This window comes from Jatrophihabitans sp., from assembly GCF_051960575.1.
Taxonomy (GTDB): Bacteria; Actinomycetota; Actinomycetes; order Mycobacteriales; family Jatrophihabitantaceae; genus JBQCEE01.
Window position 1 is genome coordinate 1 of record NZ_JBQCEE010000404.1, and the last position, 12,566, is coordinate 12,566.

At 73.9% G+C, this 12,566-nt stretch carries 13 protein-coding genes and 1 pseudogene; 7 read left to right on the forward strand and 7 right to left on the reverse strand.

Annotated features, from left to right (window positions below):
* Both ACTHMS_RS22605 and ACTHMS_RS22610 read right to left on the reverse strand, forming a co-directional pair.
* A pseudogene (locus ACTHMS_RS22605) lies at window positions 1-335 on the reverse strand (hypothetical protein); the annotation flags it as partial.
* Complete coding sequence (locus tag ACTHMS_RS22610; RefSeq protein WP_440308912.1) at window positions 328-903, reverse strand: hypothetical protein; 576 nt, start codon at window positions 901-903, stop codon at window positions 328-330. The pseudogene ACTHMS_RS22605 and the gene ACTHMS_RS22610, both read right to left, overlap by 8 nt.
* 171 nt (window positions 904-1,074) lie before the next feature.
* Here ACTHMS_RS22610 and ACTHMS_RS22615 point away from each other — a divergent pair, with 171 nt between their 5' ends.
* The 3 genes from ACTHMS_RS22615 to ACTHMS_RS22625 are packed head-to-tail and all read left to right on the forward strand — an operon-like array spanning window position 1,075 to window position 2,970.
* A complete protein-coding gene (locus ACTHMS_RS22615) occupies window positions 1,075-1,629 on the forward strand; it encodes an RNA polymerase sigma factor (protein WP_440308913.1) in 555 nt (184 codons plus the stop codon).
* Between the two features lie 41 nt (window positions 1,630-1,670).
* Window positions 1,671-2,321: a hypothetical protein gene (locus ACTHMS_RS22620; protein ID WP_440308914.1), complete on the forward strand. Its 651-nt coding sequence runs from the start codon at window positions 1,671-1,673 to the stop codon at window positions 2,319-2,321.
* 49 nt (window positions 2,322-2,370) lie between these two features.
* Window positions 2,371-2,970, forward strand: coding sequence for a hypothetical protein (locus ACTHMS_RS22625; protein ID WP_440308915.1), 600 nt, complete (start codon window positions 2,371-2,373; stop codon window positions 2,968-2,970).
* 2 nt (window positions 2,971-2,972) lie between these two features.
* Here ACTHMS_RS22625 and ACTHMS_RS22630 read toward each other — a convergent pair whose 3' ends face one another.
* The gene (locus ACTHMS_RS22630) at window positions 2,973-4,526 is read right to left on the reverse strand and encodes a sulfatase family protein (protein WP_440308916.1); all 1,554 of its coding nucleotides are present in this window, start codon (window positions 4,524-4,526) and stop codon (window positions 2,973-2,975) included.
* 171 nt (window positions 4,527-4,697) lie between these two features.
* Here ACTHMS_RS22630 and ACTHMS_RS22635 point away from each other — a divergent pair, with 171 nt between their 5' ends.
* Window positions 4,698-5,915, forward strand: coding sequence for a glycosyltransferase 87 family protein (locus ACTHMS_RS22635; RefSeq protein ID WP_440308917.1), 1,218 nt, complete (start codon window positions 4,698-4,700; stop codon window positions 5,913-5,915).
* Here ACTHMS_RS22635 and ACTHMS_RS22640 read toward each other — a convergent pair.
* From ACTHMS_RS22640 to ACTHMS_RS22655, 4 genes are all read right to left on the reverse strand, one after another.
* Window positions 5,867-7,729, reverse strand: a complete 1,863-nt coding sequence (locus ACTHMS_RS22640) for a GMC family oxidoreductase (protein WP_440308918.1) — start codon at window positions 7,727-7,729, stop codon at window positions 5,867-5,869. The two genes, ACTHMS_RS22635 and ACTHMS_RS22640, sit on opposite strands and share 49 nt — an antisense overlap.
* Window positions 7,730-7,776: 47 nt before the next feature.
* Window positions 7,777-8,448 (reverse strand): YcnI family copper-binding membrane protein, encoded by a 672-nt coding sequence (locus ACTHMS_RS22645; protein WP_440308919.1) that lies wholly within the window; start codon window positions 8,446-8,448, stop codon window positions 7,777-7,779.
* Window positions 8,449-8,608: 160 nt separating this feature from the next.
* Window positions 8,609-9,019, reverse strand: a complete 411-nt coding sequence (locus ACTHMS_RS22650) for an ATP-binding protein (protein WP_440308920.1) — start codon at window positions 9,017-9,019, stop codon at window positions 8,609-8,611.
* Between the two features lie 98 nt (window positions 9,020-9,117).
* Window positions 9,118-9,972 (reverse strand): SDR family oxidoreductase, encoded by an 855-nt coding sequence (locus ACTHMS_RS22655; protein WP_440308921.1) that lies wholly within the window; start codon window positions 9,970-9,972, stop codon window positions 9,118-9,120.
* Window positions 9,973-10,029: 57 nt separating this feature from the next.
* Between ACTHMS_RS22655 and ACTHMS_RS22660 the strand changes: the two genes are divergently transcribed.
* From ACTHMS_RS22660 to ACTHMS_RS22670, 3 genes are all read left to right on the forward strand, one after another.
* Complete coding sequence (locus ACTHMS_RS22660) at window positions 10,030-10,806, forward strand: alpha/beta fold hydrolase (RefSeq protein WP_440308922.1); 777 nt, start codon at window positions 10,030-10,032, stop codon at window positions 10,804-10,806.
* A gap of 76 nt (window positions 10,807-10,882) precedes the next feature.
* Entirely contained in the window at window positions 10,883-12,061 is a 1,179-nt protein-coding gene (locus tag ACTHMS_RS22665; protein ID WP_440308923.1) for a HoxN/HupN/NixA family nickel/cobalt transporter, read from the forward strand.
* A 67-nt stretch (window positions 12,062-12,128) separates the two neighbouring features.
* The gene (locus ACTHMS_RS22670) at window positions 12,129-12,485 is read left to right on the forward strand and encodes a hypothetical protein (RefSeq protein ID WP_440308924.1); all 357 of its coding nucleotides are present in this window, start codon (window positions 12,129-12,131) and stop codon (window positions 12,483-12,485) included.
* The last annotated feature ends 81 nt before the right edge of the window (window positions 12,486-12,566 follow it).

Below are 12,566 nucleotides of genomic sequence, written 5' to 3' on the forward strand. Positions count from 1 at the left end.
GAATGTTGGAGACGGGCCACCCGCCGCTCGAGCGCGGCGTTCACGGCCTGCGCACGGTGCAGTCGCTGGATCGCGCGGCGGTGGACAGCGGCCTGCTGCGCGCGCACGACCGATGCCGCCGCACTCGCGGCCGCGTCGGCGGCAGCGTCGGCGGCAGCGGTCGGCGGCGCCGCGGCGGGTTGCCGGACGAGTGGGGCGCTGGGGGCGGCCGGGGACGCCGCGGACGGGCCGGTGTGACCGGCCCACCACACGGCACCGCCGAACAGGCCGGCACTGCTCGGGGCCAGCAGCAGCAGGGCGGTCCAGCGTGCCCGGCGTCCGGGCTGCTCAGTCATCCCCCGGCTCCCCCGACCCGCCGCCGGGCCGGCCGGCGCCGCCGTCGTCGTCGCCCCCGCCGTCGTCGCCGCTGCCCGGCGAACCGCTCGAGCCGCTGGCGCCGGTGGTGGAGTGCACGGGCGGCGGCATGGTCGGCGTCCGACTGACCGGGGGCGCCGCGACCGGCGGCTCGCCGTGCGTCGACACCGGCGATGCCGCCGGCTGCTCGGCAGGCGCCTGCTGCTCGGCGGCCGCGGCGGCGCGCTGCGCTGCCGCCTCCCGCTCGGCCGCGGCCCGGCGCTGGGCCTCGAGCCGCCGTTCGAGCTGCTGCATCCGCAGCCGCAGCTGGTGCTGCCGGCGCTCGGCGGCCGCGGCGGCGCGGTCGGCCGGGTCGGGCGTGACGACAGGTGCCGGTGCGGCTGCCGCGTGCGTGGCGGCGGCGCCTCCGGCCTCGGTGCCGGCCACGTCGACGGGCGCCGGATCCGACGGCGCGGGGGGCTGGGTCTCGACGGCCACCGCCGCGACGGCGCCGGAGGTGAGGGCGGCGGCCGCGATGACCGAGGAGGTGAGACGACGGCGCAGGGACATGGGGGCTCCGAACGGGGGATCGGGTCACTGACGACCGAGTCATCGACGCGGGGGCGCGGCGGGTTACGTCGCAGCGCCGGCGGTCGATGAGAGATGCGGGCCGGGACACTGCCGAGCCGCATGGGCCGGCTGTACCCTCGGCGCCCTGCCGGCGACCCATCGGAGGTGTCGATGGCCGACGACGCACTCGACGAAGCCACCGTCGCCGCTGCCACCCGCGGCGAGCCGGCCGCGCTGCGTGCCGTCTACGACGCCCTCGCCCCGGTCGTGCAGGGCTACCTGCGGGCCAAGGGCGTGCGCGACGCCGACGCCGTGACGCAGGACGTCTTCCTCGCGCTGCTGCCGAAGCTGCCGCACCTGCGTGGTGGGTCGAGCGGGCTGCGCCGGCTCACGTTCTCGATCGCGCACGCCCGCATTGCCGACGACCACCGGTCGCGGGCCCGCGAGCCGCAGTGGGTGCCGTACGAGGCGCACGACGACGAACGCCGCGCCGAGTCGGCCGAGCAGGGCGCCGAGGCCCGGTTGGCGACCGAGGCCGTGCTCGCCGCCCTGCGCGTGCTGCCGGCCGACCACCAGGAGGTGCTAGGGCTGCGCATCGTCGCCGATCTGTCGCTGGAGGAGACCGCCGCCGTGCTCGGCCGGTCCGTCGGTGCCGTGAAGCAGCTGCAACGCCGAGCCCTGCTCGCGTTGAAGGCGGCGCTGGCCGAGCGGAAGGTAACCCTGTGAGCCCCCGCGACGATGACCCGGGTGAGCGGGAGGAGGGGCTGATGCTGCGCAGCACGGGGACGTCGGCGGACGACGTCGACGACGCCGTCCTGCGGGACGCCGTCGCGGTGCTGCGTGCGCTCGCCGACGGCCCGGCGCCGGAGCCGTCGCCGCAGGTCGCCGCGCTGCTCGAGGGCGGCGCGGCGGTGGTGCCGTTGCGTCGCCGGCCACGACCGGTGCGGTCGGTCGGCCTCGCGGCCGCGGCGATCGTCGCGCTCACGACCGGGTTGGCCGCCACCCACACGCTGCCGACGCCGGCCCAGCGCTTCGTCTCGGATGTCGTCGACCGCCTCACCCCGTTCGACATCGCCCCGCCGCACCCGTCGCCGCACGTCACGACGACCCCGGACGGCCGGCCGTCATCGCCCGCCTCGACGCCGCCGCCCACCGCGTCGCCGACGAGCCCGGTCGCGCCGTCGACGTCGTCGCAGCCGCCACCGCCGCGCAGCCCCGACGACGGCGGCAGCGGCCGTCAGGACGTCGGCGGGGGCGACGGCGGCACCGGTGCGGCCACGACGCCGCAGCCGGGCGAGCCGGGCGACGACGGCGGGACGAGCCGCGGTGGCACGCCGGCGCCGACGACCCGCGCGACCCACCCGTCCGGTGACGATGGCGGCGGTGGCGGCACCGACGACGGCGGCAGGGACGACTGAGGTCACCCGGCCCTACCCGGCGGGCGATCGCCCCGGGCACACTCGATGGATGGGAGCGGTCGTCGCACACGGGCTGCACGCCTGGTTCGTGCTCGCCGCGCTCGTCGTCATCGTGCGGCTCATCGAGCCTGCGGTGGCCGCACGCGGCCGCGCCCGAGCCCTGCGGCGGGCGGCCGCCACCGGCGAGCTCGAGCGGCTGCTCGAGGCCGGCGCGCGCCGCCGCGTCACCGGGTCGACCACCCTGACCGCGTCTGCCGCGACGCCGGCCGCCGTCGGCTACGCGGTGGCGCAGGCCTGGCTGGTGGCCCTCGGCGCCGTCGCCGCCGGTCTGCCGGTCGAGAGCCTCGGCTGGCCGCTGGCCGGCGTGCTCGTCCTGGCCCTGCCGGTCGGGCGGTCGTTGCTCGCGGCGCCGTGGCGGTCCGGCCGGGTGGTCGCGGGTGCCGTGCTGCTGCAGCTGGTCGGCCACCTCGCCGTCCTCGCCTCGGTGCCGAGCGGCGTGCTGCAGCACCACGACGGCGGTGCCGCCGAGATCTTCGACGACTTGTGCCTCGCCGGCGTCGTCCTGGCCGCGGTGATGACCACCCAGTGGCTGCACGCGCGGGCCCGCCGCACGTCGAGCGGATCGACCGCGGCGCTGACCCGGCGCTGAGCTCAGGCGGCGGGTGGGCGCACCGCGGCGGTGAAGCAGTCGGCCGCCGTGCACCGTGTCAGGTCGGCGACCCAGTGGTCGAGCTGCGCCCGTCGTGACGGCCGCAGCGAGCGGGCCAGATTGTCGAGCTCGAAGGGGTCGCGCAGCAGGTCGTAGTACTCGCGCTCGCCGTCGGCGTAGCGCACGTACAGGAAGCGGTGGGTGCGGATCGCGGCGTACGTCGTCGGGTTGCCCTGGTTCGCGGCCTGCAGGTCGGGATCGCCGGGTGTCTGCACCGGCCCCTGATGCTCGACGAGTGCCGCCGCCCGCCAGGCGGGGTGCGCGCCGGTGAGCAGCGGCAGCAGGCTGCGGCCCTCGACCGGTGTGGGCGGGGTCGCGCCGCCGAGTTGCTCGAACGTCGGCGCCAGGTCGATGTTCTGCGCCAGCTCGTCACGCACCTGGTCGGCGCGCACGCCCGGACCGGCGATCACGAGCGGCACCCTGATGTCGGTGTCGTAGGCGGTCATCTTGCCCGGCTGGAGGCGGTACTGGCCGAGGTGCAGGCCGTTGTCCGAGCTGAACACGAAGATGGTGCGGTCGGCCTGGCCGGTGGCCGCGGCCGTGCGCTCGAGGCCGGTCAGCAGCCGGTCGATCGACTGCACGTCCTGGATGCGCAGGCGCTCGACGTGGTCGATCCGGCGCTGCTCGAGCGGGCTGAGGGGCGGTCGCGTCGCCAGCCACCTCGGCGCGTGCCGCGGCAGCCGGTCGTAGGCGGGCGTGCGCGGCGCCTGCGCGCCGGGGAACTTCCGGCGGTCGGCGGGCGCCGGCACGTACGGGTCGTGCGGGGTGAAGGTCGCGACCTCGAGCAGGTAGCGCGACCGCTGCTGGGCCGCGGTGCGCATGAACTGCTCGGCCCGCTGCTGCAGCACCGTCGTCAGGTAGTACTGCGGTGCGCGCGGATAGCTGACCAGCTGGTGGTTCTGGTCGATCGTGAAGTGGAAGCCGCGGTAGCCGTTGCCGACGCCGTCCCACTCGTCCCAGCCGGACGGCACGTACGCGGGGTCGGCAGCGGGCCCCTGCGGCGTGCCGGGCTCGTAGCCGTTGAGGTACTTCCCCATGAACGCGGTGCGGTAGCCCGCCGCGCGCAGCGCGGTGGCGAACGTCGCGGTGCCGTCGCCGTGGGCGAGGTAGGCATTGAGGCCGCCGTCGGCACCGACGTTGCGGACGACCCCGGTCGTGTGCGGGTAGTTGCCGGTGAAGATCGACGTGCGCGAGGGGCAGCAGAGCGAGTCGCTGACGATGTAGTCGCGGAAGGTCGTGCCGCGGCGCTCGAGGGCCTGTACCGCCGGCATCCAGCGCAGCAGTTCTGACGACAGGTCGTCGGTGAGGACGAAGACGATGTTCGGTCGGTCCGGCGTGGCCGGCAGCGCGGGGCGGTCGGCCGGCGCCGAGTAGACCGGCGGGGCGCTCACCCGGGCAGGCGCCGGACGGGGTGACGACGTGCAGGCGCCGAGCGCCGTGACCGCGGCGAGCCCCGCCGCGCCGGTCACCACGAGCCGCCGCCACCTGTCGCGCACCAGTGCTCCTCGTCGTCAGCGGCCGCCACACGGGCCTGTCCACCGTCACTGTGGGGTGCGCGCGCCATACGCTGCTGAGAGACACAGTCGTCGATCAGGTCACACCGATGCCGCGAACCGTGCGGATCGGACAGCCCTCGGACGACACGGGCGAGCGGGACGGAGCCGCGGGTGACACAGGTCGGGTCGGCGCGCACCGACGCCGGTGCCCCGACGGGCGCCGTGCGCTCGTGGCGACACGAGTGGCGGCAGCGCGGCGCAGCGGTCGCGATCGTCGTGCTGGCGGTCGCCTTCGCCGTCGAGCAGATCATCACCAAGCCCGACCTCGGCGACGTGTCGATCTACCGCCACGGGGCGCGGGCCGCCTTCGCCGCCGGCGACGTCTACGACTTCGACCGGCACGGGCACGGCTTCACCTATCCCCCGTTCGCCGCGCTGGTGATGGGCGTGCTCGCCTGGCTGCCCACGGCGGCGATGTGGGGCGTCATGATCGGTCTGGGCGCGGTCTCGCTGGTGGTCGTGCTGCGCCTGGTGGCACCCGGGGCGGTGCGCGCCGTGCTGCGGGGCGACCGCGCCGCGGCGGTCGGTCTCGCGCTGCTCGTGGCGTCCCAGCCGGTCACGCTCACCCTGCGCATCGGCCAGGTGAACCTGGTGCTCGCGGCGATGGTGCTCGCCGACCTGCTGGTGCTGCGCCGTGGCGTGCTCATCGGCCTCGCCACCTCGCTGAAGCTCACGCCGGGTCTCTTCGTCGTCTACCTGCTCGCGCGCCGCCGGTGGGCCGAGGCGGCCGGAGCCGTGGCGACGATCGTCGCGTCCATCGGGCTCGGGGCGGTCGTGCTGCCCGGGCCGTCCCGCGAGTACTGGACGCACCGGGTGATCGCCGGCTCGGGCATCGGCGGCTTCACCACCACGGGCAACCAGTCGATCCGCGGGCTGGCCGAGCGGGTGTTCGGCACGTCGGTGGGGGCCGTGGTGTGGCTGCTGCTGGCGGTACCGGTGGTGGTGCTCGGGCTGCGGCTCGCGGTGCGGGCGGCGCGGTTGCAGCTCGACGTGCTCGCCGCCGGCATCGTCGGCGTCACGGCCTGCCTGGTGTCCCCGCTGTCGTGGCCGCACCACTGGGTGTGGGCCCTGCCTGCGCTAGCCGGGTTGTGGGGCATCCGCGGTGCCGCCCACCGGCTCGACCGCTGGCTCGTCGGCACCGCCGGGCTGCTGGTGGTGTTCAGCCTGCTCGCGGTGTACGCGGTCGGGTTGAGCTACGTGCTGATCGCCGTCGCGCTCGGGGTGCGCACCGCGTCCGCGCTGCGCACCCTCGAGACGAGGGCCCTCGACCGGCCGCCGGCTCAGACGGTCGCCGGCACCCCGACGAAGCGCTCCAGCTTCACCCCGTGATCGGCGGCGACCAGCTCGGCCGCCTTCTCCCCGATCATGATCGCCGGCGCGTTCGTGTTGCCGCTGATGACGTTCGGCATGACGCTCGCGTCGGCCACCCGCAGCCCCGCGACGCCGAGCACGTGCAGCTTGGGGTCGACGACCGAGCCGATCCGGCAGGTGCTGGTCAGGTGGTACACGGTGAACGAGTAGTAGCGGGCGAGGTCCTCGAGGAACTCGTCGGTGACCTCGGCCGCGGTGACCCTGCCGTACTTGGCCTGCAGCGGCTTCGGCACGAGCAGGTCGCCGATCTCGTGCTTGCGGCCCATCTCGGTGACGATGTCGAGCGTCCTGCGTAGGGCGGCGACCATGACCTTGAGGTCGTGCGGGTCGCTGAAGTAGTTGAGCCGGATGTCCGGGTCGGCCGTCGGGTCGGCCGAGGCCAGCCGGATCTCGCCCTCGCTGTGCGGCTGCACGGGGTTGGCCAGCATGAGGATGTTCTCGGCCGTCGGGCCGAGCACGGTGTCGGCGTCGTCGAAGTAGTCGTCGACCTCGACCCGCAGGCAGCTCTTCCAGATGTCGCGGTTGTAGCCGCAGGCGAAGATCGCGAGCTGGATGTCGTGGGTGTGCTCGTCACCGAGCCCGGACGACAGCCACGCGCTCGCGTCGTACAGCGACGACGAGACCAGGCCGCTGCCGGTGGTGAACCACTCCGTGGCTTGGCGCTCGGCCTCGGCCTTGAGCCCCTGCAGCTCGGCCGGCAGGTTCGCGTCGTCGGCCGGGTCGACCGGCAGCGGGCCGGCGGGCGAGCGCAGCGCGTCCGGACCCATCGCCACGCCCATGGCGGCCATCGAGACCCCGAGGCCCGGGGCCGGGAAGAGCAGGCCGACCTGCAGGTGGTCCTTGAGGTGCTTGCCGACCTCGGGCGCGTCGACGACGACGTCGATGCCGAGCGCGGCGAGGTCGTCCTTCGGGCCGACGCCCGAGAGCATGAGGATCTGCGGCGAGCCGACGGCGCCCGCGCTGAGGATCACCTCGCGGCTCGCCTCGACGACCGTGGTGTTGCCGTCGGCGTCGCGGTACTCGACGCCGGTCGCCCGCGGCGTGCCGCCATTGACATCACTGGCGCTGATGACGATGCGGGTCACGTGCGCGTGCGTCACGATCGTGAGGTTCGGCCGCTGCTCGACCTCGCCCTCGAGGAACGCGTGGTACGTGCTCGAGCGCTTGCCCGCCTTCGTGGTGGTCTGGTGCAGCGAGACCACGCCGTTGGGGCCGCCGCGCTCGCGTCCGTTGTAGTCACCCACCGGGATGCCGGTGGCGACGGCGGCGTCGACGAAGGCGCGCGCGCCCGGCAGCACCGGCTGCCGCACCGAGACACCGAGCGGGCCCTCGGTGCTGTGCGCCGACGCGTCGATCGCGATCTCGTCGCTCGGCTCGAGGCCCTCGCTCTTGAGGAAGTACGGCAGCACCTCCTCGTAGCTCCAGCCCTCGGCGCCCCGCGCCGCCCACGAGTCGTAGTCGCCGTGGTGGCCGCGCACATAGGCCATGTAGTTGATGCCGGACGAGCCGCCCAGCATCTTGCCGCGCGGCACCATCATGCGTCCGCCCTCGAGGCCCTTGCCGCACTCGCCGGCGTCGGCGGTGTAGGCCCAGTCGCTCTCGGGGTTGCGCTGCAGCACCGGGCAGGCCGCCGGCATGAGCTCGGCCGCGGGCGGCCGGCCACCCGCCTCCAGCAGGACGACCCGGACGTCGGGATCCTCCGACAACCGAGCTGCGATCACCGCTCCGGCCGAGCCGGCTCCCACCACGACGAAGTGTGCTGCGTCACTCACGTCCGCGAACGTAACAGCCTGGACCCACCGGCGAAACCCGAGCAGGTTCAGGACGGGCGGCGCCGGGCGAAGATCAACGCGGCACCGCCGAGCACGACGCCGATGGCCCCGAGCACGATGCCGATCACGCCCGTGCTGTCGCTGCTCGCATCGCTGCTCGCGGCAGGCTTCGCGGTGCTGTCGGCGGCCAGCTGCAGCACCGGCGCCGGGAAGTCCGGCTCGGCCGTGCTGCCCGGCGCTGCCGTCTCGATCCACTTCACCGTCTTGCCGTCGCTGTAGTGCTGGATCGCCTTGAAGGTCAGCGAGTCGACGCCGTCGGGGAGCTTGCCGGCGATGATCGTGAACGCGCCGAAGAAGTCCGGCTTGATGCCCTGGCCGGGCTGCGCCGTCCAGACGACCTGGGACACGACCTCGGTGATGTCGCCGTCGTCGGTGGTGATCGGCTTCGCGAGCTTCTGCTGCTGCACCGTGGCCGTCCAGCCCGGCACCGGCTGCACCAGCACGCCGGCGATGGGGTGGTCGGTGGGCAGGTCGAGCTCGAACCTCGTGGTGCTCGCCGAGGCACTCTCGGTCGGCACGCGGAAGGTGAGCTCGGCGTCGCTCGCGCCGACGGCGACCCCGGGCGCCGTGACGGTCACGTGCGCCTCGGCGGCGGGGGCGAGCACGAGGGTGGCGGAGAGCACGGCGAGGCCGGTGAGCGCGACGGGGCGCAGACGCATCGGGGGTCCTGTTCGCAGGTCGGACGGGATCGGTCGACGTCTTGGTCGCCCGCGGCCCGCGTCCGGTTCCCGCGAGTGGTGGGTTGTGACGCGAGTGGCGGGTTGGAGGTCACCACTCGGCGCGGAAGTCACCACTCGGCAGCCGGGTCGGCGGCCGGCGTCAGGCCGAGGGGCCGACCCACTGGTCGTCGGCGAGGTCGAGCTCGACCCACACGCGCTTGCCGCCGGCACGCTCCTCGACACCCCAGCGGCTGGCGAGGGCCTCGACGATGGCCATGCCGCGGCCGCTCGGCTGGTCGTCGGTGAGCTCGCGCACCACAGGCTTGATCGACGAGCCGTCGGCGAGCCCGATGCGCAGCGACTCGGCGGTCGAGCTGACCTCGAGTTCGAGGCTGTCGGCGGACGGCGCGTGCTGCAGCACGTTGGTGATCAGCTCGCTCACGACCAGCTGCGCGTCGTCGGCGTGGGCGTCGAGCTCCCACGCGGTCAACATCGCACGCACCACCCGGCGCGCATGCGCGGGCGTGCGGACGTTGACCGGCAGCTCGACGAGCGCACGCCATTGCCCCACGGGGTGCTCCTTGACCACGTGTTCGGCCCTGGTGTTCAGAGCCTTGACGCCGACATTACCGCGCAACGATCACGTCGCGCGCACAGGTTCGTCCCTGATCAGTACGCGGCGGTGCCCAGTTCGAGCATGGCCCGCACCGAGGTGGCCGGGTGACCGCTCAACCGTTCGACGTCGGGGCTCACCAGATCGAGCGATCCGTCGCCGATCGCGGTGTAGGTCGACACCCACGCGTCCACCTGCCATGGGGCCGCGCCGTAGTGCGCGCGCGACGCGTACGCCTCGTCCAGCGTCTCGGGCAGGTAGCGCACCGGTCGACCGGTGACCACCGTGATGATCTCGGCGATCTCGGTCAGCATGAGGGCCGCCGGGCCGGTGAGGTCGTACGTGCGGCCGGCGTGCGGCGCCGGGTCGCGCAGCACCGCCGCAGCGCAGTCGGCGACGTCGTCGACCGTCACCGGCGCGACGCGGCCGTCGCCGGCCGGCCCGCGGATCACGCCGTCGTCGCCGGCCATGGCGGGCAGGAAGTCGGCGTAGAGGCTGTCGCGCAGGAAGGTCGAGCGCAGCCCGGCGGCGGTGATCGCCTGCTCGGTGGCGTGGTGGTCGCGGGCCAGGGTGAAGGTGCTGTCGGGCGCGGCGCCGAGGACCGAGGTGTAGACGATGTGCCGCACGCCGGCCGCGACGGCGGCCTCGACGACGGTGCGGTGCTGGGCGAGCCGGTCGGCCGCCTCGGCGCCGGAGACGAACAAGAGCGTGTCGAGCCCTGCGAAGGCGGCGCGCAGCGCGGTGGGGTCGTCGTAGGCGGCGCGGGCCACGCCGGCCGCGGGCAGCTCCGGAGCGCGGCCGGGATCGCGGACGATCAGCCGCAGCGGCAGGCCGTCGGCGGCGAGGGCTCGCGCGACGCGGCCGCCGAGACGTCCGGTGGCGCCGGTGATGCCGATCGGGGCTGGGCTCATGGTGGCGCAACCATGGCACGCGGGCCGCTCGGCCGCCACGGCCTACCCTCGGGCGCGATGGTCACGATCGCCGCGCCGGACGGCTTCCCGCTCGAGGTACAGGTGAGCGGGCGGACCGACGGCCCGACGCTGCTGCTGCTGCCCGGTCAGGCGAACTCGCACCGCTGGTGGGACGGCCTGCGTACGCACTTCGACCCGCACCTGCGGGTGGTCACCTTCGACTACCGCGGCACGGGCGGCAGCCGTGGCCCGGTCGGTGCCTGGACGACCGCGAGCTTCGCCGCCGACGCCGCCGCGGTGCTCGCCCAGCTCGGCATCGAGCAGACGCACGTCTACGGCACCTCGATGGGCGGGCGGGTGGCGCAGCGCCTCGCTCTCGACCACGCCGACCGGGTCGACCGGCTGGTGCTCGCGTGCACCTCGCCGGGCGGCCGGCACGCGGTCGAGCGCAGCCTCACCGTGCGGCGCGCGCTGCTCGACCCGTCGCGCGACGCACGCCTCGCTGTGCTGCAGCGGCTGTTCTTCACCGAGGCGTGGCCCCGGTCGGCCGAGGGCGACCGGCTGTTCGGCGACCCGACGCTGTCGCCGGAGGAGACCCGGGCGCACCTGCGGGTCAGCGCGAAGCACGACGCCTGGGACGACCTGCCGCGGATCGGCGCACCCACCCTCGTCCTGCACGGCACCGACGACGAGATGGTGCCCGCCGAGAATGCACCGCGGCTGGCCGAGCGCATACCGCACGCCCGGCTCGAGCTCGTCGACAGGGGCCGGCACGGGTTCTTCCTCGAGTTCGCCGACGTGGTCGACCCGCTCATCCTCGACTTCCTGCGGTAGGTCGCTCGCGAGGGGGTGGCGGGCACCCCGCCTTGTTGCAATAGATTTGCAACAAGGTACCGTCGAGGGGAACGCGATGACGACGATCGACGCACGGGCACGGCGGCAGGGTGAGCGCGGCGTCCGCGCCCGCTGGGCCGCCTTCCGGACGTCGCTGACCCGCGAGGACCGCCTCTCGCTCGCCGGCATGGGCGGGTTCATCGTGCTGCTGCACGTGCTCGGCTTCGGCCTGCTGCTCGGCGTCATCGCGCCGCAGCACTACCACCTCGGCGGCGACCACCCGGTCTTCAGCGTCGGCGTCGGCGTGCTCGCGTACACCTTCGGGCTGCGGCACGCCTTCGACGCCGACCACATCGCCGCCGTCGACAACACCATCCGCAAGCTCATGGCCGACGACGTCGAGCGGGCCGCGAACAACGAACCGCGGCGGCGCAAGCCGCTGTCGGTCGGCTTCTGGTTCTCGCTCGGACACTCGACGATCGTGTTCGCGCTGTCGTTCCTGCTCTGCCTCGGCGTGAAGGCCCTGGCCGGTCAGCTCGAGGACGACGGCTCGGGACTGCATTCGGTCACCGGGATCATCGGCGCGTCCGTGTCGGGCGTGTTCCTCTGGGTGCTCGGGCTGCTCAACCTCGTGGTGCTGCTCGGCATGGTGCGGATCTTCCGGCGCATGCGTCACGGCGACTTCGACGAGGCGGAGCTCGAGGAGCAGCTGAACAAGCGGGGCTTCATGAACCGCTTCCTGAACGGCCTCACCCGCTCGGTGCGCACGTCGTGGCACATCTACCCGGTCGGCGTCCTGTTCGGCCTCGGCTTCGACACCGCCACCGAGGTCGGGCTGCTCGTCCTGGCCGGCGGTGCCGCGGTCTTCAACCTGCCGTTCTGGACGATCCTGGTGCTGCCCGTGCTCTTCGCGGCCGGCATGTGCCTGATGGACACGATCGACGGCGTCTTCATGAATGCTGCGTACGGCTGGGCCTTCGCCAAGCCCGTCCGCAAGATCTTCTACAACCTGACGATCACCTCGATCTCGGTCGCCGTGGCCCTCGTGATCGGCACGATCGAACTGGTCGGCGTGCTCGTCGACCAGGCGAACATCACCTCCGGCCCGCTCGCGGCGATCGGCGACGTCAACCTGGACTATGCGGGCTACGCGATCGTCGGGCTCTTCGTCGCCGCCTGGCTCATCGCGCTCGCGGCCTGGCGTTTCGGACGCATCGAGCAGCGCTGGGCTGTGAGCGCGGCCGACGACTCCTGAGCTGCGCAACCCGCGTCGAAGTTGGGTACGTCAGTGCCAGCACCGGGCGGAAGGTGAGGATCGGAGGATGGCAGCGGTCGACATCGGCGCACTGCTCGGCGCCGTCGAGGACGCGTCCCCCGTCGACGCCATCGACGCGCTCAGCGAAGCGCTGGTGGTCGGCGTCGGTGCCCGGCACGTCGCGCTGCTGATCGCGAACTTCTCCGGCGACGCGCTGGTGCGCATGTCGCACGTCTCGGGCACGGCGATGCAGCGTGCCGGCCACAACGAGCGGGCCGAGTCGGTGCCGCTCGCCGGGTCGCCGCACCAGCGGGTGCTGCTGAGCCAGGCGCGCGACGTCGTCGAGGCCGACCGCGGCTGGCTCGCCCTCGTGCCGATCACCGAGCGCGGCGACGCGATCGGCATCCTCGAGGTGACTTCGTAGATTTCGGGCCAGTCATGCGCGGCGGGAACGCTGGTCGGTCGCCGGGCGTGAGCCTCCGGGTGCGAGGCGGGCCCGAACCTT